Consider the following 22,471-nt stretch of genomic DNA (forward strand, 5'->3'; position numbering starts at 1 on the left):
AACTGACGAATTGCCAACCGCGGTGCGCCTCTGCATAGTCGCGCGCCAACAAGACACTTCTGGGGGACTACCAACATGGCCGAGGCCGATCTCGACGCGATCATCCGGCAGCTCGCAAAACAGCAGACCAAGGCGCTGACCGCCGCGGTGAAAAAGCGCCGCGACGCGCTGCTGGCCCGTGCCGCCAAGGCCAAGGACGCCGCCGGCAAGGCGCAGGGCAAGGCCCTGGCGACCGCCGCCTATGAGCAGGGGCTGGCCGCGGCAAAGCGGCTGCAGACCGCCGCCGACAACGCCGCCGATGCCTACGCCCGCGCGATGCGCAAGGCGGCCGAAGATGCCGCCACGGCTGCCGCAGCGGCGTCCAAGCCGAAGGCGGACGACAAGCCGAAGGCGACCGCCAAGTCCAAGACTGCAAAGTCGAAGCCCGCCAAGGCAGCAGGCGACAAGGCGGAGACCAAGCCGGCCAAAACCGGCGCCAAGAAGAAGGCCGCCAAGAAGGCCAAGCGCTGACCCGGTTCGGCTGTCCAGATGGGCGGTTCGGTCCGCCCGTCTCTCCCTAACCCCGCCGCTTGCGCTCAGCATCCCGTCACGGTCCGCGAATCAGTTGGCGAAGCGTGTCGCCATGTGGCGAAGTCGTGCGCGTCGCGAGTGATCGCCGGGCGGCATCGGTTAGCTGACGTTTCCCGGCTCGGTACGCTATCCGCCTCGGACTATTCCGAGGCCGTGCGGGGCGATTACTCGATATCGGGCGCAACTACTCAGAGGCTGCAGAAAAGCCGGCAAAACCATGGCGGCTTGGCCCGCTGGATGCCTGCCAAACGGGCGGCTTGAGCCTGCGAATCTAAATTTGTGCAATGCACAAAAGACGATTGCAATTGGCTCTTAGTGTAACTAATCGGAACACACAGCGCAGCAAATTGTAAAGGGCAAGGCGACCAACGCGTCGCCAGGTGCCGCTGCTTGCATCGACAATCAAACTTTGAACGGGATTGCCAATGACAGAGCATAGTCTCTGGCGTTTCTCGCGTGCATTGCATCGCGCCCTCAACGACCGCCAGACCGAAGACCTCGCTACGATTATCGACGACAACATCGATTGGGCGATCTACGGCCCGATCGACATGTTCCCCTTTTTCGGTGCCCGCCAAGGCAAAGCGGCGGTGCTCGAAGTCTGCCGGCAGATCGCCGACAGCGTGCGGATCTATCGCTATCACCGCGAGTCGGTGATGCTCGGCATCGACTCCGCCGCCTCGATGGTCCGCTACTCGTTGACCGCCGCCGGCACGAACCGGCCGATCAGCGTGCGGATGGCGCTGTTCACCCAGTTTCAGAACGGCCGGCTGACCAATCTGCGCATGGTGCTCGACACCTTCGACCTGGTCGAACAGGCGCTCGGCCGCCCGATCCACCTGCCGAAAATCGCCTGAGACAATCGTCTGAGTTGTAGCGCAGCCGGCTTCTCCCCCGAGGCTGGCGGCCGCGTCGTTAATGGGACGTTGAGGATTGTCGCCGAAACACCGAGACGGCGCCGCAGAACGGCCGCGATGCGGTCAAATTGCGCTGGAGTCATGCGGCGGCAGATTACGTGCGGGCGATCCCCGCGCGGCGTGACGCTCACACAGGGGACCAACCGAATGAACGCCATTCCTTCCGAGAAGATCGAGACCACCGAGACCGACGAGAACCTCGCCGCCGTTTCCGAGGTCGAAGCGGGGATCCGCGACTTCGTCCGCAACGACATCGCCTATCTGCGCCGCCCCTCGGCGACGACCGCGACCACCGACACGGCGGCGGCTCCGGCCTCGTCGCTCGGCCTCGAAGGCACCGCCGAAGCTGCGGTCAACAACGTCAACTCGCTGATCCAGCGCGTTGCGGGCACCTCGCTCGGCGAGATCGAAAACCTGATCGGCGAACTGGAGACGCTGCGCGACCTGCTGCACGCCGAAGGTCAGCGGGTTCAGCGCGAGATCTCGAGCTACGCCCAGCTCAGCCAGGCGGCGATGAAGTCGACCCGGATGATCGCCGAGAACGTCGCGCAGTGGAAGCGCGCCGCCGACACCCTGCGTCACGGCTGATCGGTCCACCCTGATTCGGCCCGCGATCCGGTCGATCACAGGTCTTGAAACGACAAAAGCAGCCATCGCGAGGTGGCTGCTTTTTGCGTGCTATCTCGGATTTAGTTCGATGGCCGGCGGGGTGCCGGCAGCCGCGAGCTTTAAGCTCAGCGGTCGGAGATCGTCGTCGCGGAGTCGAGGCTGTAGGAGCCCACTGCGTAACCCTTCACAACCATTCCGGTGGTGATCATCACCGCCAGCGTCACGGTGGCGAAGATCACGCCCACCCATTTCAGTCCAGCTTGGTCAGCCATTGTCTTCAATTCCCTCAGCCCTGCGTTCGTCGAACGTGGCGCTCGCAAGGTTCACAACATCTTAATATCCCGGCCGTTCCGGGATCGTCTCGGGCAAAAGCCTCGCATTTGGTTAAAATGCGATCGGCTGTGTCCCCCTCGCCTCAGTTCACTCCGCGTTCGGCCGGCGCGGCACGAACGCCGTGGCGAGGAACGAGAACACCACCTCGCCGCGCTGATTGATCCCGGTGTTGCGGGCCTGCATGATTCCCCATTGCGGGCGCGAATCGGACGGCCGCAGACTCTCGACCTGCTTGTAGTAGGTGATGGTGTCGCCGGCCAGAACCGGCTTGAGCCAGCGCAGCTCGCGAAAACCCGGGGACGGGCCACCGGTCGCCACCAGCTCGCCGCGCTTGGCGGCCTCGGCGGACTCGCGCTGAGCATCCGCGACCATCAGCTTCATGCACACCGCGGCGACGTGCCAGCCCGAGGCGGCGAGGCCGCCGAACAGCGAGTTCTTGCCGGCCTCCTCGTCGAGGTGGAACGGCTGCGGATCGAACTGCGCCGCGAAGGTCTTGATCGAGTCGGCCGTGAACGTGAACGTACCGACCTCACGGCGTTCGCCGATCGTCATGTCTTCCAGGAAACGCATGGTGATCGCTATCCGTTGCTGCCGGCGGCGCTGGTCGCGTCCGCGTCGCGGCGCTTGACGATGATCGGCGACACCATCTCGCTCAGCATCTGGCCGTGGCCGTTGCGCACGTAGCACTTGAAGGTGACGATCCCGGTTTCGGGACGGCTCTTCGACACCCGTGCTTCAATCACTTCGACGTCGAGCAGCAGATCGTCGCCCGGGCGCAGCGGCGACATCCAGCGCATCTCGTCGACGCCCGGCGAGCCGAGCGACGCGGTGTCCTTGATGAAGCCGTCGTACATCATCCGCATCATCAGCGACGACAGATGCCAGCCCGAGCCGGACATGCCTTTCAGCATCGAGGCATTGGCGGCGTGGTCGTCCAGATGCATCGGCTGCGGATCGTATTCCGAAGCAAAAGCGATGATCTCCTCGCGCGTCACACGGCGAGGTCCATAGCGGCCGAAGTGGCCGGGCGCGAAATTTTCGAAGAACAGGGCTGTCATGGCATTTGCTGGTGGGAGGCCCGATTGTGGCCGTTATTGCGGTCGATCACAAGCCCATCATTCGGTTTGTTGGGGGAGACCACCGATGTTCAATTTTCGGGACCTATTTCAATGGGACCGCTTCATCACGCCGACCATCATCAAGACCTTCTATTGGCTGGTGATCGCGTTGACCGTGCTGTTCGGCATTTCCGGCGTGTTTTCCGGGCTGGCGGCGATGGCGGTGAGCCCGTTCGGCGGTTTCATCCTGGTGCTGTCCAGCCTCGCCTCGATCCTGGTCGGGATCGTGTTCTCGCGCATCGTCGCCGAGTTCGTGCTGATCGTGTTCCGAATCAACGAACACCTCGGCGCGATCCGCGATCAGCAGGGATTCAGGTGACGACAACCACCTCATCGTCATTCCGGGGCGCGAACATAGTTCGCGAACCCGGAATCCCGAGATTGTAGCGCACAGAGATTCCGGGTTCGCGCTTCGCGCGCCCCGGAATGACTCGCTGAGAGGACGGCGCTCGAAGAGTTTCGCCGTCCGCCTTAGGTATTAAACCTGAAGTGCATCACGTCGCCGTCGGCGACGACGTATTCCTTGCCTTCCAGCCGCAGCTTGCCGCCGTCGCGGGCGCCCGCTTCGCCGCCGAGACGAATGTAATCGTCATAGGCGATGGTCTCGGCGCGGATGAAGCCCTTCTCGAAATCGGTGTGGATCACCGCGGCGGCCTGCGGCGCCTTGGTGCCCTTGGTGATGGTCCAGGCACGGGCTTCCTTGGGGCCGACCGTGAAGTACGTGATCAGGTGCAAGAGCTCGTAGCCGGCGCGGATCAGCCGGTCGAGACCGGCCTCGTGCAAGCCCAGCGTGTCGAGGAAGTCGGTGCGCTCTTCCTTCGACAGCGTCGCGATCTCGGACTCGATCTTGGCCGAGATCACCACCGCGACCGCGCCCTCTTCCTTGGCGCGCGCCATCACCTGTTCGGAGAACTTGTTGCCCTCGGCGGCCGAGCCTTCCTCGACGTTGCAAACGTACAGAACCGGCTTGGAGGTGAGCAAGCCAAGCATCCGGAACGCACGCTCTTCCTCGGGCTTGCGCTCCAGGAAGCGCGCCGGCTTGCCGTCGCGCAGCAGGGTCAGCGCGCGGGTGACCAGCTCGAGCTGCTCCTTGGAATCCTTGTCGCCGCCCTTGGCCTTCTTGGTCAGGTTGTCGACGCGCTTTTCCAGACTCTCGAGATCGGAGAGCATCAGCTCGGTCTCGATCGTCTCGATGTCGGCGAGCGGCGCAACCCGGCCCTCGACATGGGTGATATCGCCATCCTCGAAGCAGCGCACCACATGCGCGATCGCATCGACCTCGCGGATGGTGGCGAGGAACTGGTTGCCGAGGCCTTCCCCCTTGGAGGCGCCCTTCACCAAGCCGGCGATGTCGACGAAGGTCAGCCGGGTCGGGATGATCTGCTGCGACTTGCCGACCTCGGCCAGCTTGTCGAGCCGCGGATCCGGCACCGCCACCTCGCCGACATTCGGCTCGATGGTGCAGAATGGATAGTTCGCCGCCTGCGCCGCCGCAGTCTCGGTCAGCGCATTGAACAGCGTCGACTTGCCGACGTTCGGCAGCCCGACGATCCCGCATTTGAAGCCCATGGTGTGTCCCGCTGTTCGAGGCCGGCGCGTCCGCGTCTCGTTTCTGTGTCATGCGCGGGCTTGACCCGCGCATCCATCCTCTTCGCACAATGATGGATCGCCGGGTCGAGCCCGGCGATGACGCACGTTACTTGTCGCGCTCGCCGCCTTTGGCCTGTTTGTCGTTGTCGTAAAATCCCTTCGCCTGCATCGCCAGATGCACCTTGTTGGCGAAGGAGGCGTCCTTACCCTTGGCGATCAGGCCGGCGTTGTCCGCGGCGATCTCGCAAAGCGCCTCGACCCAGGGCCGCTCGCTCTTGGCAAAATCGCCGAGCACGTGATTGTGCACCAGCTCCTTCGCGCCCGGATGGCCGACGCCGAGCCGCACGCGAAGATAATCGTTGCCGATATGCGCCGAGATCGAGCGCAGGCCGTTGTGCCCGGCGATGCCGCCGCCGACCTTCACGCGAACTTTCGCCGGCGGCAGCTCGATCTCGTCGTGAAACACGGCGATCTCGTTCTGCCCGATCTTGTAGAAGCTGGCCGCGTCCTGCACGGCGCGGCCGGACTCGTTCATGTAGGTGAGCGGCTTCAGTAGTGTGATTCGCTCGCCGTCGAGCACACCGTCTGCGGTCTCGCCCTGAAAACGACGGCGCCATGGCGAGAAGCCATGACGCCGCGCGATTTCGTCGATGACCATGAAGCCGATGTTGTGCCGGTTGCCCTGGTACTTCGCCCCGGGATTGCCCAGCCCAACGAACAGCCGCATGACGCGGAACCCCGCGCCGGCTTACTTCTTCTTGGCAGCCGGAGCAGCCGCGGCCGGAGCCTTGGCAGCAGCAGCCGGAGCCTTCGCCGCAGCAGCAGGCGCAGCAGCGGCCGCAGGCGCGGCACCCGCCGCGGCCTTGTCTTCGTTGTAGCCCGACGGCGGCACGATGGTGACCAGCGTGACGTCATCGCGCGACACCGACTTGACGCCGGTCGGCAGCGCGATGTCAGACAGATGCAGCGACACGCCGATGTCGAGGGTCGAAACGTCGGCTTCGATGAACTGCGGAATGTTCTCGGCCGGGGCTTCGAGCTCGACGGTGTGGGTGACGATGTTGAAGGTACCGCCGCGCTTCACGCCCGGGGCCACTTCGAGGCCCTTCAGGTGCAGCGGCACGCTGACGCGGATGGTCGCGCCGGCGCCGAGCCGCAGGAAGTCGACGTGGATCGGGAAGTCCCTCACCGGATCGAGGTGATAGTCACGCGGAATGACGCGATGCTTCTTGCCGTCGAGGACGACGTCGAACACCGTGGTCAGGAACCGGCCGGCCAGAATCCGCAGGCGGAGTTCTTTCTCTTCGACCGAGATCGGCAGCGGGGATTGGTTGTCACCGTAGATCACTCCGGGCACGCGGCCGGCGCGACGCTCAGCCCGGGCGGCCCCCTTGCCGCTCTTCGGACGTGCGGTCGCCTTCAGTTCCAAGACGCTCGTCATCTGTTTAAGTCCTTGATCTGTAAAAAGTTAAAGGCCGCAAAGCGGCCCATTGCACACGTCGCGGCAAGCCTCCAGGGGTGCGGGGGCCGCGGACGTGGCCGGTTTCTAGCCGCAAAGGCCGCAAATGACAAGGAAATCGGGGAGCCAAGCCCCCTCAAGCCGTCATTGCCGAGCTTGACCCGGCAATCCATCTGCTTCGCAAGATGATGAAGCCCGAGCCTTCGGCGCGTCGAAGGGGCTGCGGCCCCGCAGGCGGGTCAAGCCCGGGCGTGACGGTCGTGTGACTAAATGAGTTGCCTCAAGCCAGCGCGGTCGGGGGCTCGGAGCCGCCACCCTGGCGGGCTTCCAGCGCGGCGATCCGGGCCTTCAGGGCTTCATTCTCTTCGCGGGTGAGGCGGACCATCTCCTTGAACGCCTCGAACTCCTCGCGCTTCACCAGATCGAGGTCGCGCAGGATCTTCTCGGCCTGGCTGCGCACCACCCCGTCGATCTCGCGCTTGACGCCCTGGGCCGCGCCGGCGGCGTCGTTCATCAGGCGGCCGATCTCGTCGAAAAGCCGGTTGTTGGTCTGGGTCATGGTCGAGATCTCCGTCGCGCGTCGTGCGCGGTTGAAAGCCAAACGGGCATTGGCGGTGACAATGGCGATGGAACGGGCTTCCTTCAAGGCCGCCTGGCACGCACCATCTCCGCCCGGTCCGATTTGCCACTCCTTGCGACGTTCGCACCCCCGTCGCAAGGTCGATTTAAGCATCGGTCTGGACGACACGCACCGCTGGCGCCGGCAATTGACCCTGTACCGTTGCGGGCTTTGGAGATAAGCCAAACGAACAATGCCATTCTTCGCCGTCGCCTTTCCCGTATTCGATCCGGTGGCCGTCGCGATCGGTCCGTTCGCGATCCGCTGGTACGCGCTGGCCTATATCGCCGGCATCGTCATCGGCTGGCTGTATGCCCGGATGCTGCTGCAGCGACAGCGGCTGTGGGGCGGCCCATCGCCGATCTCGCTGGACGCGTTCGACGACTTCATCCTGTGGGTCACCATCGGCATCATTCTCGGCGGCCGCACCGGCTACGTGCTGTTCTACAATCTCGACTTCTTCATCCGGCATCCGGCCGAGATCTTCGAATTGTGGAAGGGCGGGATGTCGTTCCACGGCGGCTTCATGGGCTGCGTGGCGGCTGTGGTGCTGTTCGGATGGAAGCGTAAGGTGCCGATCCTGTCGCTCGGCGACATCACCTGCGCGGTCGGCCCGATCGGGCTGTTCCTCGGCCGCATCGCCAACTTCATCAACGGCGAATTGTGGGGCCGTCCCGCCGACGCATCAGTGCCGTGGGCGATGGTGTTTCCCAATGCCGGCCCGCTGCCGCGGCATCCGAGCCAGATCTATGAAGCCGGGCTCGAGGGCATCGGGCTGTTCGTCATCCTGGCGCTGATGATCCGCGCCGGCGCCCTGAAGCGGCCGGGCCTGATCATCGGGGCGTTCCTGACCTTCTACGGCCTTGCCCGCATCACCGGCGAATTCTTCCGTGAACCCGATCCACAGCTCGGCTTCCTGTGGGGCGGCATGACCATGGGCATGCTGCTTTCGATCCCGATGGTGATCGTCGGCATCGTGGTGATGATCACCACCTGGCGGCGCGGACGCGGGGCGCCCGCGGCGGCGACACCTTCCAGCGAGGCAGCCTCATGATCGACCAGACGGCGCTCGCCACCGAGATCAAGCGGCTGATCAAGGCCGCCGGCCCGATGCCGGTGTGGCGCTACATGGAATTGTGCCTCGGCCATCCCGAGCACGGCTATTACGTCACCCGCGATCCGCTCGGGCGCGAAGGCGACTTCACCACCTCGCCCGAGATCAGCCAGATGTTCGGCGAATTGCTCGGGCTGTGGTCGGCCTCGGTGTGGAAGGCTGCCGACGAGCCGCAAACGCTGCGGCTGATCGAGATCGGCCCCGGTCGCGGCACTATGATGGCGGATGCGCTGCGCGCATTGCGGGTGCTGCCGATCCTGTATCAGTCGCTCAGCGTGCATCTGGTCGAGATCAACCCGGTGCTGCGCCAGAAGCAGCAGACCCTGCTGGCCGGCATCCGCAACATCCACTGGCACGATAGCTTCGAGGACGTGCCGGAAGGCCCCGCGGTCATCCTCGCCAACGAATATTTCGACGTTCTGCCGATCCACCAGGCGATCAAGCGCGAGACCGGCTGGCACGAGCGGGTGATCGAGATCGGCGCGTCCGGCGAGTTGGTGTTCGGCGTCGCCGCCGATCCGATCCCCGGCTTCGAGGCATTGCTGCCGCCGCTGGTGCGGTTGTCGCCGCCCGGCGCCGTGTTCGAATGGCGGCCCGACACCGAAATCCTGAAGATCGCCAGCCGGGTGCGCGACCAGGGCGGCGCGGCGCTGATCATCGACTACGGCCATCTGCGCAGCGATGTCGGCGACACCTTCCAGGCGATCGCGAGCCACAGCTACGCCGACCCGCTGCAGCATCCCGGCCGCGCGGATCTCACCGCCCATGTCGATTTCGACGCGCTCGGCCGCGCCGCCGAGAGCATCGGCGCCCGCGCCCACGGACCGGTGACGCAAGGCGCATTCCTGAAACGGCTCGGCATCGAGACCCGCGCGCTGTCGCTGATGGCCAAGGCGACGCCGCAGGTATCGGAAGACATTGCCGGCGCGCTGCAGCGCCTGACCGGCGAAGGCCGCGGCGCGATGGGCTCGATGTTCAAGGTGATCGGGGTGTCCGATCCGAAGATCGAGACGCTGGTCGCACTCAGCGACGATACCGATCGCGAAGCCGAGCGCCGGCAGGGGACCCACGGATGATCATCACCTCGCCGCTGCTGGGCGCCGCGCCGGGCCTGCGCCATGCCTTCTTTACCCGCGAGGGCGGCGTGTCGGACGGCATCTATGCCGGCCTGAACGGCGGCATCGGCTCCAACGACGATCCGGCGAAGGTCGCCGAGAACCGAAGGCGGATGGCGGAAGCGCTGGGCGTCGCGCCGGAGCGCTTCCTCACCGTCTATCAGGTGCACTCGCCGGACGTCGCAGTCGCCGAAGCGCCGTGGGATCAGGCGAGCCGGCCGAAGGCCGACGCCATCGTCACCCGCACACCGGGCCTCGCGATCGGCGTCACCACGGCCGATTGCGGCCCGATCCTGTTCGCCGACCCGGCCGCGCAGGTGATCGGCGCCGCCCATGCCGGCTGGAAGGGCGCGCTGACTGGCGTGCTCGAATCTACGCTTCAAGAGATGGAGAAGCTCGGCGCCCAGCGCGACCGCGTGGTCGCGGCGATCGGCCCGCTGATCCGGCAGCCTTCTTATGAGGTCGGCGACGAATTCGTCGCCCGGTTCACCGCGACCGGTCCGGCCTATGCGGCCTTCTTCACCGCAGCCGAGCGGCCCGGCCACGCGATGTTCGATCTCGGCGGCTTCATCCGGATGCGGCTCGAGGCTGCCGGCGTCGGCATGATCGACGACCTCGGCATCGACACCTACCCGGACGAGCGGTTCTTCTCCTATCGGCGAACCACCCATCGCAGCGAGCCGGACTACGGCCGCCACGTCCACGCCATCGTGCTGGACCCGGACATCTGAGACCCGTCAGGCCCGCTCTAAGCGACCCAAAGATGAACGCGAATTAACCACGTTCGTTTACGCCCGAGGCGCCGCCAATCTGGCTAATATTCTGAAAATTTTAGAGAAATTGAAACGGACGGGCCGCAAAGGATTAACCTGGTACTCGCCCTGCCCTAGACCTTAATGCATTTTAACGATATCGCTTCCGTCGTTCGGCGGCCACCGCGCCGCGCTTTCGACGGGACCCTGCATGTTGGCTCGCCTGCCCCGCCAGATCGCCACGCGCACGATGCGCACCGCCCTCCTGCTCACTCTGCTGACCGGCCTCGCCGGCTGCGTCACCGGAGGCGGCCCGGGCGCCGGCCCGATGGCCTCGGCAGGCGGCAGCGGCGTCGCGTTCGAATCCATCGACGGCCCGCCGCCGCAGGTGTTCGACCGCATGGTCGCGGTGCTCGACAGCGAGTCCAAGCTGCGCAACATCCCGGTGGTGTCGCGCGAAGGCGGCGCGGCGTATCGCGTCCGCAGCTATCTGTCGGCGCAGGTCCGCGGCAACCGCACCAATATCGCCTGGGTTTGGGACGTTTATGATCGCAACCAGCAGCGCACGCTGCGGCTGTCGGGCGAGGAACCGGCCGGCAACGGTCGCGATGCCTGGCAGCAGGCCGACGACGTCGTGCTGCGCCGGATCGCGCAAGCCGGCCTCACCGGAATGAGCGGCTTGGTGAACGGCGGGTTACCTGCCGACACCGCACCCGCCGCAGCCCCGAGCGAGCGCGGCCCGGCGATCGCAAGCGCCGAGCCGGCTCCAGCCGCGAGCAGCGATGCGCCCTCTGCAGCCCTGAGTTTCGCTGCGCGCTGATTGCTGCAATTGCACGCTACATAGGTCGAATCCGCACCGGAAAACCGTCACAACGGGTTGCCATCGCCGGCGACCGGCTGATATCACCTCGCTCGCAAAACAGTCCGATTTCGCGAGTCAACCGATATGCTGAACGTTGTATCCACCGCGCAGAGGGGAAACGCGTCGATGTCGGGCAAGAACGGATCGGTCAAACTGGTCGCCGGCAATTCCAATCCGGCGCTGGCCCGCGACATCGCGCAGTGGCTGAACATGCCGCTGACCAAAGCGAGCGTCCGCCGCTTCGCCGATAACGAAGTCTTCGTCGAGATCCAGGAGAACGTCCGCGGCTCGGACGTCTTCATCATCCAGTCGACGTCGTTTCCGGCCAACGACCACCTGATGGAACTGCTGATCATCACCGACGCGCTGCGCCGTGCTTCGGCGCGCCGTATCACCGCGGTGATCCCGTATTTCGGCTACGCCCGCCAGGACCGTAAGGTCGGCTCGCGCTCGCCGATCTCGGCCAAGCTGGTCGCCAACCTGATCACCCATGCCGGTGTCGACCGGGTGATGACGCTGGACCTGCATGCCGGCCAGATCCAGGGCTTCTTCGACATCCCGACCGACAACCTCTACGCCTCGCCGGTGATGGTGCGCGACATCAAGGAGCGCTTCGATCTGTCGAAGGTGATGGTGGTGTCGCCCGACGTCGGCGGCGTGGTCCGCGCCCGCGGTCTCGCCAAGCGCCTCAACACCCCGCTGGCGATCATCGACAAGCGCCGCGAGCGCGCCGGTGAATCCGAAGTGATGAACGTGATCGGTGAGGTCGCCGGCTACACCTGCATCCTGCTCGACGACATCGTCGACTCCGGCGGCACCCTGGTGAACGCCGCCGAAGCGCTGCTGGCGAACGGCGCGACTGAAGTCTACGCCTACATCACCCACGGCGTGCTGTCCGGCGGCGCCTGCGCCCGCATCACCAACTCCAAGCTCAAAGAGCTGGTGATCACCGACTCGATCCAGGCCACCGAAGGCGTCTGCAAGGCGCCGAACATCCGCACCATCACCATCGCGTCCCTGATCGCCGAAGCGATCGGCCGGACCGCGGCGGAAGAGTCGGTGTCGAGCCTGTTCGACTAAGTTTCAGTCATCTCCGTCGTCATTCGACGCAATCAGCCTCTCTTTCGTCATTCCGGGGCGCTCACGAAGTGAGCGAACCCGGAATCTCGACGTTCGAGCCACCAGCAGTATTTCAACAATCTCTGGATTCCGGGTTCGCGAGCTTTGCTCGCGCCCCGGAATGACGGAATAGTTCGACTACACGATCCCGGCCGCGACCTGGCCGCGCAGGCGCTCCAGGCTGAGCAGGGTGTCGGCGCAGGCGTGGGCGACGTCGGCGCCCTTGGTGGCGAAGTGCTGCCGGAAATGCTCGGTGTTCGACGAGCCGCGCTCGAAGCTGTGCGGCGTCGCCACCGCGGAGAACACCGGCACCTCGGTCTTGAGCTGCACGTCCATCAACGCCTGAATCACCGTCTGGGCGACAAAGCCGGTGAGGCCGTCGTCGACCACGAGGCCGGCCGCGACGATCGCGGTGTAGCGCCGGGTCTTCGCCAGCATCTGCACGTGCAGCGGAATCTCGAACGAGCCCGGCACTTCGAACAGATCGACCTGCGAGGCGACGATGCCGCGCTCGACGATCTCGCGCACGAACGACTCCCAGCAGCCGGCGACCACATCGCGATGCCACGACGACTGCACGAAGGCGACGCGCTGCGGCTTGGCGAAGCGCGGATACGACCGCTCGGCCGTCGGCGGCGCAGTCTCGGCAGGATCGGTCACGGTTTCGGTCATCGGCAGGCTCACTCGGCTGTCATCTGAAGGGCGGCTCAGGCTACCAGCGGCGGCCCATGAATCAAAGGTTGACCATGCGGCGAAAGACTCGTGTGGAGCGAATTCCGCGCCCCGGACTCGGCTGACGCGAATCCGATTCCGTTTTGTTCTCGCGCCACTCGTTCCGTTGTGGACGGGTTACTCTTTGGTTGTGGAATTGGCGAAGCCCGGGATTGCGCCGATTCCGCAAATCACATCATTTCATCCCTGCAACCTCGGTTCGTCCGGACTAATCCTTCCGACGCGAGCACAGGTACAGGCGCGTACCGGCCTGCCTCATGCGTATCAGCATATTCCAACGTAAGGTCGAGACGGCATGCCCTTGCTCGAAGGCATCATCGAGTCACGAAATAATCCGCTCGCCGTGGTCGAAGACATCGCCGCGTCGAACGACCTCGCTTTCGAGCGCTCCGGCGAAGACGAAATCACCATCGTCGCCAAGGGCCAGTGGACCGACTACACGCTGTCGTTCACCTGGATGAACGAGATCGAAGCGCTGCATCTGGCCTGCGCGTTCGACATGAAAGTACCGGCGGCACGCCGCAACGAAACTCTGCGACTGATCGCGGCGATCAACGAACAGCTTTGGGTCGGACATTTCGACGTGTGGAATCACACCGGCACCGTGATGTACCGACAGGCGCTGGTTCTGCCGGGCGGGCTGGCCGCCACCGAAGCGCAGTGCGAGACCATGCTGATCAGCGCGATCCACGCCTGCGAGCGTTACTACCCGGCGATGCAGTTCACGGTGTGGGCCGGCAAGACCGCCGCCGAAGCGATGAGCGCGGCGATGTTCGACACTCAGGGCGAGGCGTGAGCCAAGCGCCGCGCATCGTCGTTCGCGACGGCGCCTCCGAGCTCGACCGCGCCGCGATCCTGCGCGCGCTGATCACCCACAATGAGAAGGCCGGCGGACCGTCGGGCTTTCAGCAGGTCTGCCTCGTGGTCGAAGACCCCGACACCGGCGAGACCACCGGCGGGCTGTGGGGCCGGATCATCTACGACTGGCTGTTCGTCGAATTCCTCGCCGTCCCGGAGACGGCGCGTCGCAGCGGACTCGGCACCGAACTGCTGGGCCGCGCCGAGCAGATCGCCAAGGACCGCGGCTGCGCCGGTGTGTGGCTCGATACCTATCAGTTTCAGGCCCCCGACTTCTATCGCAAGCACGGCTATCAGGAGTTCGGCCGCATCGCCGATCACCCGCGCGGATCGCAGCGCCTGTTCTTTATGAAGACCTTCTGATCGCTGCGCGCGGGGCACCGCGCTTGTGACCCCTGCGAGCATCCAATAAAACCCGGCCAGAACGCGCCGCCGTCGCGGCGTGGATGGATGTTCGCGATGACCAGCTCTGCTCAATCTCCCCTGCAACAGCTCGGCGGCACGGTGGTTCTTGCCGGCGCCGGCAAGATGGGCGGCGCGCTGCTCACCGGCTGGCTGGCGCAAGGGCTGGACGGCGGCGACGTCGTGGTGATCGAGCCGCATCCGACCGAGGAGATCGCGGCGCTGAGCGCGCGCGGCATCCGCCTCAACGCCTCCGCCGGCGATGTCGGCGCGGTGTCGACGCTGGTGGTCGCGGTCAAGCCGCAGATGTTCGCCGAAGCCGCCGCAGCACTGCGCGGCTATGTCGGCCCCTCGACCCTGGTGGTGTCGATCATGGCCGGCAAGCCGATCGCAACGCTCTCCGAGCAGCTCGGCGGCCACGTCGTCCGGGCGATGCCGAACACCCCGGCCGCGATCGGCCGCGGCATTACCGTCGCGGTCGCGGCCGGTAATGTGACGGCCGCGCAGCGCGGCATTGCCGATGCGCTGCTGCGCGCCACCGGCGGCGTCGAATGGGTCGACGACGAGGCGCTGATCGATGCCGTCACGGCGGTGTCCGGCTCGGGCCCGGCCTACGTGTTCCTGCTCGCCGAAGAACTCGCCCGCGCCGGCGTCGAAGCCGGTCTGCCCGAAGGCCTCGCCATGACGCTCGCCCGTGCCACCGTCGCCGGCTCCGGCGAACTGCTGCACCGCTCCGACCTCGATGCCGCCACGCTGCGCAAGAACGTCACCTCTCCCGGCGGCACCACCGCCGCGGCGCTCGAGGTGCTGATGGCGAACGACGGCTTCCGCCCGCTGCTGACCCGCGCGGTCGCCGCAGCGACCAAGCGGTCGAAGGAACTGGCGAAGTAGGCAACGCTGCGAAGCATCGTCCGCAGGCTCGACCCGCGGCCCCATCGCGCGCGTAAGCGCGCCGACATAATGCTCCACTCACTTCGCGAAGACGATGGATCGCCGGGTCGAGCCCGGCGATGACGCTTCGTTAAACACACCCACGTCATCGCCCGGCTTGTCCGCGCGACCCAGTATTCCAGAGCGCTCAGTTCAAATAATCGGCGCTCTGGAATACTGGATCACCCGCATGCGCGGCTGATGACGCAGGATTTGTGGTAGCGCTTCGTCCTACACCGGCACTCGCACCGTCGCGCGCAGGCCGCCCATCGGGCTGTCGCCCAGCGTAATGTCACCGCCGTGCGAGCGGGCGATGTCGCGGGCGATGGCGAGGCCGAGTCCGGTGCCGCCTTCGTCCTGGTTGCGGGCGTCGTCGAGCCGCAGGAACGGCTTGAACACTTCTTCGCGCATCGCCATCGGAATGCCGGGTCCGTCGTCGTCGATCGTCACCGTGAGATAGCGGTGATCGCGCTGCCCCGTGATCGCGATGGTGTGGGCGTGGCGCGCGGCATTCGACACCAGATTGGCGAGGCAGCGCTTGAACGAGGCCGGCTTCACCGTCACCACCGGCTGGCCGGTGAAGGCGACGCTGACGACGTGACCATGGCGTTCGGCGTCGGAGCGTAGTTCCTCGAGCGCCGCCGCCATATCGGTCGGCTGCGCCTGCTCGCCGCTGTCGCCGCGCGCGAACGCCAGATACGCTTCCAGCATCGCCGACATTTCGTCGACGTCCTTGCGCATTCCCTCTGTCTCAGGCGCGTCGCCGATCAGTTCGAGCTCGAGCTTGAAGCGGGTCAAGATAGTGCGCAGATCGTGGCTGACGCCCGCCAGCATCGCGGTGCGCTGTTCGATCGAGCGCTCGACACGTGCCTTCATCTCGATGAACGCATAGGCGGCACGCCGCACCTCGCGGGCACCGCGCGGCCGGAAATTCGGCACGTCGCGGCCCTTGCCGAAGCTCTCGGCGGCGTCCGCAAGCCGCAGCACCGGCCGGATCTGATTGCGCAGGAACAGCACCGCGACGATCAGCAGCACGGTCGACGTGCCGACCATCCACAACAGGAAGATCTCGGAGTTCGACGCGTAGGCCGCGCTGCGCAGCGCGAACACCCGCATCACCGCATCGTCGAGCTGAATGCGGATCTCGACCAGGCTGGAGCGGCCGACGGTATCGATCCAGAACGGCCGCGCGATCTGCCGGCTGATCTGCTTGCTGATCGACTGGTCGAGCAGCGAGAAGAACGGCTTCGGCCCGGGCGGCGGCATTTCGCCGGGCCCAAGGAAGTCGACCACCAACCCGAGCCGGGTCTGCGCTATCCGCCGCAGCACCGCGCGGTCCTTGTCCTGCGGATAGCTTTTGTAAACGTCGATCAGCGTCGCGATGTCCTGCACCACCGCCGCTGACAGCCGCTGCGTCACCGTGTTCCAGTGCCGCTCCATGAACACGAAGGCGATCACCGACTGCAGCAGCACCATCGGCACGATGATGATCAGCAGCGCGCGGGCATACAGCCCCTTCGGCATGAAGTCGTTGAAGCGCTGGCCCAGATAACCATTGGCCGCCGACACCCGCCCATAGGCAGAGCGGATCAGCGTCAGCCCGGTATCGAGCGTGCTCATGACGAAGACTGCCCAAATGCGCGAGCGCCGTCCCTTTCAGCGCCAATGCTGAAAGCAATGCCCTCGCCAAAAGCACGGCGAGCCCCCTCTCCCCGCCCTTGCGGGGAGAGGGTTGGGGTGAGGGGCTGCGGCGTATCCACCAGTGCCAACGTCTGCGATGAACGTCGTGCCAAGCCCCTCACCCGCCGCGCCGAAGCGCGGCGACCTCTCCCCGCGCAGGGCGGGGAGAGGTTGCGTCGTGCATGGTGAAAGGCCGTGCTCATGTTCGGAGGCCCGGCCTACGGCGCCGCCACCAGGCGATAGCCGATGCCGCGGACGGCTTGCAGGAACAGCGGGTTGGCGGGGTCGCGTTCGATCTTGCGGCGGAGGCGATTGATCTGGACGTCGACCGCGCGCTCATTGGCATTGCCGGCGCCGCTGAGATCGCCGCGTGGCACCGTCTCGCCGGGCGCCGCCGCCAGCATCCGCAGCATGTCGCGCTCGCGGTCGGTCAGGTGAACGATCTCGTCACCCTGGCGCAGTTCGCCGCGCTCGATGTGAAACACGTAAGGCCCGAACGCCACCGTCTCGGCCTTGGCGGCCGGCGCCGGCGCGGTGCGCTTGAGGATATTGCCGATCCGCAGCAGCAGTTCGCGCGGCTCGAACGGCTTGGCGACGTAGTCGTCAGCGCCGATCTGCAGCCCCTCGATCCGGCTCTCCGCCTCGTGCCGGGCGGTGAGCATCACGATCGGTACGTCGGAGGTTTCGCGGATCGAGCGGGCGAGATCGAAGCCGGTCTCGCCCGGCATCATCACGTCGAGGATCAACAGATCGAAATCGAGCCCGGCGAGCTTGGCGCGGGCGTCGCGCACGCTCTGCGCGGTGGTCACGCGATAGCCCTCGGAGGCGAGAAACCGCGACAGCAGATCGCGGATCCGGCGATCGTCGTCGACCAGCAGCAGATGCGGCGCATCGTCGGCGGGGCGGATCGGTTTCTTCGCCAGTGTTGCGAGCTGGATCACGTCACGTCCTTTGCGGTGGTGCCGCCGTGCAGGATGGTCTGGAGCACCTTGTCCGGATCGTCCCGATCGATCATGGCGCGCAGGAATTTGGCGACCGCCTCGGCGCCACCGGGAGCGAGGTCGCGCAACGCGCGATCGATCCGCTCGGTCTGCAGCCGGGCCAGTTTCTCCACCAGCGCCTCGCCCTTTGCGGTGGCGAAAAGAAGGCGCTGGCGGCGGTCGCTGTCGCCGGCCTTCTGCACGATGTAGCCCTCGTCGAGCAGCTGCTTCAGCACCCGGCTCAGCGACTGCTTGGTGATCCGCAGCACGTCGAGCAGATCTGCCACCGTCAGGCCGGGATAGCGGCAGACGAAATGCACCACCCGGTGATGGGCGCGGCCGAAGCCGAACGCCTCCAGCACATGGTCGGCGTCGCCGACGAAGTCCCGATAGGCGAAGAACAGCAGTTCGATGATGTCCCAGCGCGGCGGGCATGCATCGGCGCCGGCCGGTTCCGCGGAGCGGTCGCCGGACGGCCGGATCATCTCGTTGAAATTTATGTCAGCCATGTTGACATATCAGGTCTTTATGTTACAAAACCGCCGACCAAGACGAAATAAACGACTATTCCGCTTGCGACCCGTGCCCGCGCAGTCCGATAAAGGAAGCTGCCCGGCGGCCTGCATGCGATGGTCGGACGGCTCGGCCGAAACATTAGCGGAGTTCGGCAATTCCGCCAAAACATCTCCCGGCGACCACCGGGACCGACAACCACCCTTGCGGCCGGCTTGCGTAGCCCGGTCCGCCACAACCACGGCCACCCGCAGGCGCGCCGATCGAGGAGAAGATCGATGGGAGTTTCGTTCGACAAGATGGACGGCTCGCTCTGGCTGGATTTCGACGTGCAGCCGACCGCCAGCCCGACGCCGGACGCCGATCGCGCCGCCAAGCTGGAAAATCCGGGCTTCGGCCGGGTGTTTACCGACCACATGGCCGTGGTCCGCTATGACCAGACCAATGGCTGGCACGCTGCGCGCGTCGAGGCTCGTGCCAATTTCCCGCTGCACACCGCGACCGCCGTGCTGCACTACGCGCAGGAAATCTTCGAGGGCCTGAAGGCTTACAAGCGCGAGGACGGCGGCGTGAACCTGTTCCGCCCCGACGCCAACGCCAAGCGCTTCCGCGACTCGGCCGATCGCATGGCGATGGCGCCGCTTCCGGAAGCGGTGTTCATCGAAGCGGTCGAGCAGGTCGTCAAGATCGACCGCAACTGGATTCCGGGCGGCGAAGGCAGCCTGTATCTGCGCCCGTTCATGATCGCCAGCGAAGTGTTCCTCGGCGTCAAGCCGTCGGCGGAATACATCTTCGCGGTGATCGCCTCGCCGGTCGGCTCGTACTTCAAGGGCGGCCCGGCCCCGGTGTCGATCTGGGTGTCGGAAACCTACACCCGCGCGGCGATCGGCGGCACCGGCGGCGTCAAATGCGGCGGCAACTACGCGGCGTCGTTGCGCGCGCAGGCCGAGGCGATCGAGCGCGGCTGCGATCAGGTGGTGTTCCTCGACGCGATCGAGCGCCGCTACGTCGAAGAACTCGGCGGCATGAACGTGTTCTTCGTGTTCGAGGACGGTTCGCTGTCGACGCCGCCGCTCGGCACCATCCTGCCCGGCATCACCCGCGACTCGATCATCGCGCTGGCCCGCGAGGCCGGCCGCACGGTGCGCGAGGAGGCTTACACCATCGATCAGTGGCGCGCCGATGCGGCCAGCGGCAAGCTCAAGGAAGCGTTCGCCTGCGGCACCGCCGCGGTGATCTCGCCGATCGGCAAGGTGTGCTCGAACCACGGCGACTTCGTCATCAACGGCGGCCAGGCCGGCGAAGTGGCGATGGGCCTGCGCAAGCAGCTCGTCGACATCCAATACGGCCGCGCCGCCGACACCCACGGCTGGATCAAGAAGGTGTTCTGAGGCGTACGCACCTCACTAACCGGCGTGCCTCACAACGAGTCATTCCGGGGCGCTCACGACGTGAGCGAACCCGGAATCTCTTGCTAACAACCTCGATCCGACTGCCGGGTAACCTCTCCCGCTTGCGGGAGAGGTCGACGCGCGAAGCGCGGCGGGTGAGGGCACTCCTCTCCGCGAGTTGCTTAGTCAGCACCTGGGGCGCCCTCACCCCAACCCGCTCCCGCAAGCGGGAGAGGGAGTGCATTGCGCTCGGGGCGCAGGAAATGCGCGGACGCACAGATAACAACTACCTCCGCCCGAACAGCTTCTCGATATCGGCAAGCGTCAGCTCGACATAGGTCGGGCGGCCGTGGTTGCATTGGCCGGAATTCGGCGTCGCTTCCATCTCACGTAGCAGCGCGTTCATCTCTTCCGGCTTGAGCACGCGCCCCGCCCGCACCGAGCCATGGCACGCCATGGTGGCGGCGACGTGCATCAGGCGGCGCTCCAGCGGCAGCGCTTCGTCCCACTCGGCCATGTGCTCTGCGAGATCGCGGAGCAGACCTGACGCATCGGTCTTGCCGAGCAGCGACGGCGTCTCACGCACCGCCACCGCGCCGGGGCCGAAGCTTTCGATGACGAGGCCGAACTTCGCCAGCTCCTCGGCGCGCGCGACCAGACGCTCGACCGTCGCTTCGTCCATCTCGACGATGTCGGGGATCAGCAGGATCTGGCGCTGCACGCCGTTGGCTTCGAGCGAGGCTTTGAGCCGCTCATAGACGATCCGCTCATGCGCGGCGTGCTGATCGATGAAGATCAAGCCGTCGCGGGTCTGCGACACGATGTAGGTCTCGTGGATCTGGGTGCGCGCAGCTCCAAGCGGCCGGTCGAGCAGATCCGGCGTCACCTCCTGCGGACGAATATCTGCACTCGGCGCGCCGACATCGAACGCCGCCTGCGCGCGCTCGGCGAAGGACGGCGCCGCGCTGCCGCCGACCGGATAGGACGGCGAACTGCGCCAGTCCCAATTTGCCGGTGGCATCGAGGCGGGACGAAACGTCGAGATCACGCTGCTGGCGCTGTTGGCCGCGGTACGACGGCCTTCGCGCGCCAGCCCATCCTTGAGCGCATGCACGATCAGGGCGCGGACGAGACCGGAATTGCGGAAGCGCACCTCGGTCTTGGCCGGATGCACGTTGGCATCGACCTCGCGCGCATCCAGCGTGACGAACAGCGCCACCACCGGATGACGGTCGCGCGGCAAGTAGTCCGAATAGGCGGCGCGCACCGCCCCGAGGATCAGCTTGTCGCGCACCGGACGGCCGTTGACGAACAGATACTGGCCGAGCGCATTGGCCTTGGTCAGCGACGGCGCCGCGGCGAAGCCTTCGACCACCACGCCCTCGCGCTCGGCACGGACTTCGATGGCGTTGGCGCGGAAATCCGCGCCGAGAATGTCGCCGAGCCGGATCAATTGCCCCGGCGCGCCGGGCAGCGCCGCCGCCCAGGTCACCGGCGCGCGTTCCTCGCCAGCCAGCGTGAAGGCAATGTCGGGCCGCGCCATCGCCAGCCGCCGCACCACTTCGCGGATCGCCTCGGCCTCGGTGCGATCGGTCTTGAGAAACTTCAGCCGCGCCGGCGTGGCAAAGAACAGATCGGCGACTTCAACGCGAGTGCCTTGGGTCAGCGCGGCCGGCGCGATCGGGGTCTTGTCGCCGCCCTCGACGCGCAGGCTCCAGGCGTGCGGCTCGGCGGCGTGGCGCGTCGTGATCGACAGCCGCGCCACCGCGCCGATCGACGGCAGCGCCTCGCCGCGAAACCCGAGGGTGCGGATCTGCAGCAAATCCTCATCGTCGAGCTTGGAGGTGGCGTGACGATCGACCGCGAGCGCGAGATCGGCCTGCGTCATGCCGGAGCCGTCGTCGGCAATCACGATCTTCCGCCGCCCGCCGCCGTCGCTGAAGATGTCGATCCGGCTGGCGCCGGCGTCGATCGCGTTCTCGACCAGCTCCTTCACCACACTCGCCGGCCGCTCCACCACCTCGCCGGCAGCGATGCGGTTGACGATGGTTTCGGGAAGCTGGCGGACGGGCATGCGGCGACTCGAAGTTGGGCGTGAAGTTTAAGCGACCTTGGCAGTGATGGCGATGCGGCCGCCAACCAGAGCCGTCTTCACCCTCCCCTTGAGGGGGAGGGTCGGCGGGTGGCGCGCGAAGCGCGGTACACGCCGGGGTGGGGTGCGCCGCGGCACGGGAGATGAACTCTTCGCCACCCCACCCCGCTCGCTAAAGCGAGCAACCCTCCCCCTCCAGGGGAGGGTGAAGGGGCTCAATCGTCGAAGCTCTTGCCGCTCCGCCCGGCCTTGATGTCGCCGCGGCGCTTTTTGCCTTCGAGGCGGCGTTTCTTGGAGCCGAGCGTCGGCCGGGTGGCGCGGCGCGGGATCGGGCGCACCAGCGAAGCCTTCAGCAATTCTTCGAGACGCTCCAGCGCATCGGCGCGGTTGCGCTCCTGAGTGCGATAGCGGTCGGCGCGGATGACGATGACGCCGTCTTTGGTCATGCGCTGGCCGGCGAGCCCGACCAGCCGCGCGGCGGCATCCTCCGGCAACGCAATCTTGGCCGTATCGAACCGAAGCTGTGCCGCGGTCGAGAGCTTGTTGACGTTCTGCCCGCCCGGCCCCGAGGCGCGGATGAAGCTGATCTCGATGTCGTCGTCCTCGATGACGAGGTTGCGGCTGATCCGCAGCATGGGGCACCAAAGCGGTTGATGCCGCGCGGACCGCACGGCGGCCTGCTGTTTAGCACGGTCGAGCCGCGTGCGCCCCCTCTC

Annotated in this window: 26 protein-coding genes; 13 read left to right on the forward strand and 13 right to left on the reverse strand. The window is 66.1% G+C overall.

Features of this window, described 5'->3' with window-relative positions:
• Positions 1 to 75: 75 nt before the first annotated feature.
• The 3 genes from HZF03_RS21760 to HZF03_RS21770 all read left to right on the forward strand — a co-directional run bounded on the left by HZF03_RS21760 (position 76) and on the right by HZF03_RS21770 (position 2,075).
• The gene (locus HZF03_RS21760) at positions 76 to 510 is read left to right on the forward strand and encodes a hypothetical protein (RefSeq protein ID WP_011159881.1); all 435 of its coding nucleotides are present in this window, start codon (positions 76 to 78) and stop codon (positions 508 to 510) included.
• A 485-nt stretch (positions 511 to 995) separates the two neighbouring features.
• The gene (locus HZF03_RS21765; protein WP_012497557.1) at positions 996 to 1,427 is read left to right on the forward strand and encodes a nuclear transport factor 2 family protein; all 432 of its coding nucleotides are present in this window, start codon (positions 996 to 998) and stop codon (positions 1,425 to 1,427) included.
• 207 nt (positions 1,428 to 1,634) lie between these two features.
• Complete coding sequence (locus HZF03_RS21770) at positions 1,635 to 2,075, forward strand: hypothetical protein (protein ID WP_042441301.1); 441 nt, start codon at positions 1,635 to 1,637, stop codon at positions 2,073 to 2,075.
• 146 nt (positions 2,076 to 2,221) lie between these two features.
• Here HZF03_RS21770 and HZF03_RS21775 read toward each other — a convergent pair whose 3' ends face one another.
• From HZF03_RS21775 to HZF03_RS21785, 3 genes are all read right to left on the reverse strand, one after another.
• Positions 2,222 to 2,368, reverse strand: coding sequence for a hypothetical protein (locus HZF03_RS21775; RefSeq protein ID WP_011159884.1), 147 nt, complete (start codon positions 2,366 to 2,368; stop codon positions 2,222 to 2,224).
• Between the two features lie 148 nt (positions 2,369 to 2,516).
• Positions 2,517 to 2,999, reverse strand: a complete 483-nt coding sequence (locus HZF03_RS21780; protein WP_119019089.1) for a MaoC family dehydratase — start codon at positions 2,997 to 2,999, stop codon at positions 2,517 to 2,519.
• A gap of 8 nt (positions 3,000 to 3,007) precedes the next feature.
• Complete coding sequence (locus tag HZF03_RS21785; protein WP_011159886.1) at positions 3,008 to 3,487, reverse strand: MaoC family dehydratase; 480 nt, start codon at positions 3,485 to 3,487, stop codon at positions 3,008 to 3,010.
• 85 nt (positions 3,488 to 3,572) lie between these two features.
• On the opposite strand from HZF03_RS21785, the gene HZF03_RS21790 reads away from it, so the two are divergent.
• Positions 3,573 to 3,866, forward strand: coding sequence for a DUF4282 domain-containing protein (locus HZF03_RS21790; protein ID WP_011159887.1), 294 nt, complete (start codon positions 3,573 to 3,575; stop codon positions 3,864 to 3,866).
• A 152-nt stretch (positions 3,867 to 4,018) separates the two neighbouring features.
• On the opposite strand, the gene ychF is transcribed toward HZF03_RS21790, so the two are convergent.
• From ychF to HZF03_RS21810, 4 genes are all read right to left on the reverse strand, one after another.
• Positions 4,019 to 5,116, reverse strand: a complete 1,098-nt coding sequence (gene ychF, locus HZF03_RS21795; RefSeq protein WP_011159888.1) for a redox-regulated ATPase YchF — start codon at positions 5,114 to 5,116, stop codon at positions 4,019 to 4,021.
• Positions 5,117 to 5,243: 127 nt separating this feature from the next.
• Complete coding sequence (pth, locus tag HZF03_RS21800) at positions 5,244 to 5,864, reverse strand: aminoacyl-tRNA hydrolase (protein WP_011159889.1); 621 nt, start codon at positions 5,862 to 5,864, stop codon at positions 5,244 to 5,246.
• 21 nt (positions 5,865 to 5,885) lie between these two features.
• Positions 5,886 to 6,578 (reverse strand): 50S ribosomal protein L25/general stress protein Ctc, encoded by a 693-nt coding sequence (locus HZF03_RS21805; protein ID WP_011159890.1) that lies wholly within the window; start codon positions 6,576 to 6,578, stop codon positions 5,886 to 5,888.
• A gap of 298 nt (positions 6,579 to 6,876) precedes the next feature.
• A complete protein-coding gene (locus HZF03_RS21810; RefSeq protein WP_011159891.1) occupies positions 6,877 to 7,155 on the reverse strand; it encodes an accessory factor UbiK family protein in 279 nt (92 codons plus the stop codon).
• A gap of 253 nt (positions 7,156 to 7,408) precedes the next feature.
• Between HZF03_RS21810 and lgt the strand changes: the two genes are divergently transcribed.
• The 5 genes from lgt (at position 7,409) to HZF03_RS21835 (ending at position 12,138) form a co-directional block, all read left to right on the forward strand.
• A complete protein-coding gene (gene lgt / locus HZF03_RS21815; protein ID WP_119019090.1) occupies positions 7,409 to 8,269 on the forward strand; it encodes a prolipoprotein diacylglyceryl transferase in 861 nt (286 codons plus the stop codon).
• The gene (locus tag HZF03_RS21820; RefSeq protein WP_012497562.1) at positions 8,266 to 9,405 is read left to right on the forward strand and encodes a class I SAM-dependent methyltransferase; all 1,140 of its coding nucleotides are present in this window, start codon (positions 8,266 to 8,268) and stop codon (positions 9,403 to 9,405) included. The genes lgt and HZF03_RS21820 overlap by 4 nt, the downstream gene beginning before the upstream one ends.
• Positions 9,402 to 10,175 (forward strand): peptidoglycan editing factor PgeF, encoded by a 774-nt coding sequence (pgeF, locus tag HZF03_RS21825; protein ID WP_179906216.1) that lies wholly within the window; start codon positions 9,402 to 9,404, stop codon positions 10,173 to 10,175. The genes HZF03_RS21820 and pgeF overlap by 4 nt, the downstream gene beginning before the upstream one ends.
• A 232-nt stretch (positions 10,176 to 10,407) precedes the next feature.
• The gene (locus HZF03_RS21830; RefSeq protein ID WP_011159895.1) at positions 10,408 to 11,016 is read left to right on the forward strand and encodes a hypothetical protein; all 609 of its coding nucleotides are present in this window, start codon (positions 10,408 to 10,410) and stop codon (positions 11,014 to 11,016) included.
• A 168-nt stretch (positions 11,017 to 11,184) separates the two neighbouring features.
• Positions 11,185 to 12,138 (forward strand): ribose-phosphate pyrophosphokinase, encoded by a 954-nt coding sequence (locus HZF03_RS21835; RefSeq protein ID WP_011159896.1) that lies wholly within the window; start codon positions 11,185 to 11,187, stop codon positions 12,136 to 12,138.
• A 177-nt stretch (positions 12,139 to 12,315) separates the two neighbouring features.
• Here the strand turns inward: HZF03_RS21835 and HZF03_RS21840 are convergent, their stop codons facing one another.
• Entirely contained in the window at positions 12,316 to 12,849 is a 534-nt protein-coding gene (locus HZF03_RS21840; RefSeq protein ID WP_119019091.1) for a 6,7-dimethyl-8-ribityllumazine synthase, read from the reverse strand.
• Positions 12,850 to 13,204: 355 nt separating this feature from the next.
• Between HZF03_RS21840 and HZF03_RS21845 the strand changes: the two genes are divergently transcribed.
• The 3 genes from HZF03_RS21845 (at position 13,205) to proC (ending at position 15,060) form a co-directional block, all read left to right on the forward strand.
• Entirely contained in the window at positions 13,205 to 13,705 is a 501-nt protein-coding gene (locus HZF03_RS21845; protein ID WP_011159898.1) for a type III secretion system chaperone family protein, read from the forward strand.
• Positions 13,702 to 14,130 carry a GNAT family N-acetyltransferase gene (locus tag HZF03_RS21850; protein ID WP_119019092.1) on the forward strand — a complete coding sequence of 143 codons (429 nt, stop codon included), beginning with the start codon at positions 13,702 to 13,704 and terminating at the stop codon, positions 14,128 to 14,130. Before HZF03_RS21845 ends, HZF03_RS21850 begins: the two co-directional genes overlap by 4 nt.
• Before the next feature lie 96 nt (positions 14,131 to 14,226).
• Positions 14,227 to 15,060, forward strand: coding sequence for a pyrroline-5-carboxylate reductase (gene proC / locus HZF03_RS21855; protein WP_420853824.1), 834 nt, complete (start codon positions 14,227 to 14,229; stop codon positions 15,058 to 15,060).
• A 270-nt stretch (positions 15,061 to 15,330) separates the two neighbouring features.
• Here the strand turns inward: proC and HZF03_RS21860 are convergent, their stop codons facing one another.
• The 3 genes from HZF03_RS21860 to HZF03_RS21870 form a co-directional block, all read right to left on the reverse strand.
• Positions 15,331 to 16,719: an ATP-binding protein gene (locus tag HZF03_RS21860; protein WP_012497568.1), complete on the reverse strand. Its 1,389-nt coding sequence runs from the start codon at positions 16,717 to 16,719 to the stop codon at positions 15,331 to 15,333.
• A 278-nt stretch (positions 16,720 to 16,997) separates the two neighbouring features.
• Positions 16,998 to 17,720 (reverse strand): response regulator, encoded by a 723-nt coding sequence (locus HZF03_RS21865; protein WP_012497569.1) that lies wholly within the window; start codon positions 17,718 to 17,720, stop codon positions 16,998 to 17,000.
• On the reverse strand, positions 17,717 to 18,268 hold the full coding sequence (locus HZF03_RS21870) for a MarR family winged helix-turn-helix transcriptional regulator (RefSeq protein ID WP_011159903.1): 552 nt from the start codon (positions 18,266 to 18,268) through the stop codon (positions 17,717 to 17,719). Before HZF03_RS21870 ends, HZF03_RS21865 begins: the two co-directional genes overlap by 4 nt.
• A gap of 282 nt (positions 18,269 to 18,550) precedes the next feature.
• On the opposite strand from HZF03_RS21870, the gene HZF03_RS21875 reads away from it, so the two are divergent.
• Positions 18,551 to 19,663, forward strand: coding sequence for a branched-chain amino acid aminotransferase (locus HZF03_RS21875; RefSeq protein WP_119017887.1), 1,113 nt, complete (start codon positions 18,551 to 18,553; stop codon positions 19,661 to 19,663).
• 286 nt (positions 19,664 to 19,949) lie between these two features.
• On the opposite strand, the gene mutL is transcribed toward HZF03_RS21875, so the two are convergent.
• Positions 19,950 to 21,737: a DNA mismatch repair endonuclease MutL gene (gene mutL, locus HZF03_RS21880; protein WP_119017888.1), complete on the reverse strand. Its 1,788-nt coding sequence runs from the start codon at positions 21,735 to 21,737 to the stop codon at positions 19,950 to 19,952.
• A 233-nt stretch (positions 21,738 to 21,970) separates the two neighbouring features.
• Positions 21,971 to 22,390 (reverse strand): alternative ribosome rescue aminoacyl-tRNA hydrolase ArfB, encoded by a 420-nt coding sequence (gene arfB / locus HZF03_RS21885; RefSeq protein ID WP_119017889.1) that lies wholly within the window; start codon positions 22,388 to 22,390, stop codon positions 21,971 to 21,973.
• Between the last annotated feature and the right edge of the window lie 81 nt (positions 22,391 to 22,471).

It is taken from the genome of Rhodopseudomonas palustris (genome assembly GCF_013415845.1).
Classification (GTDB): Bacteria; Pseudomonadota; Alphaproteobacteria; order Rhizobiales; family Xanthobacteraceae; genus Rhodopseudomonas; species Rhodopseudomonas palustris_F.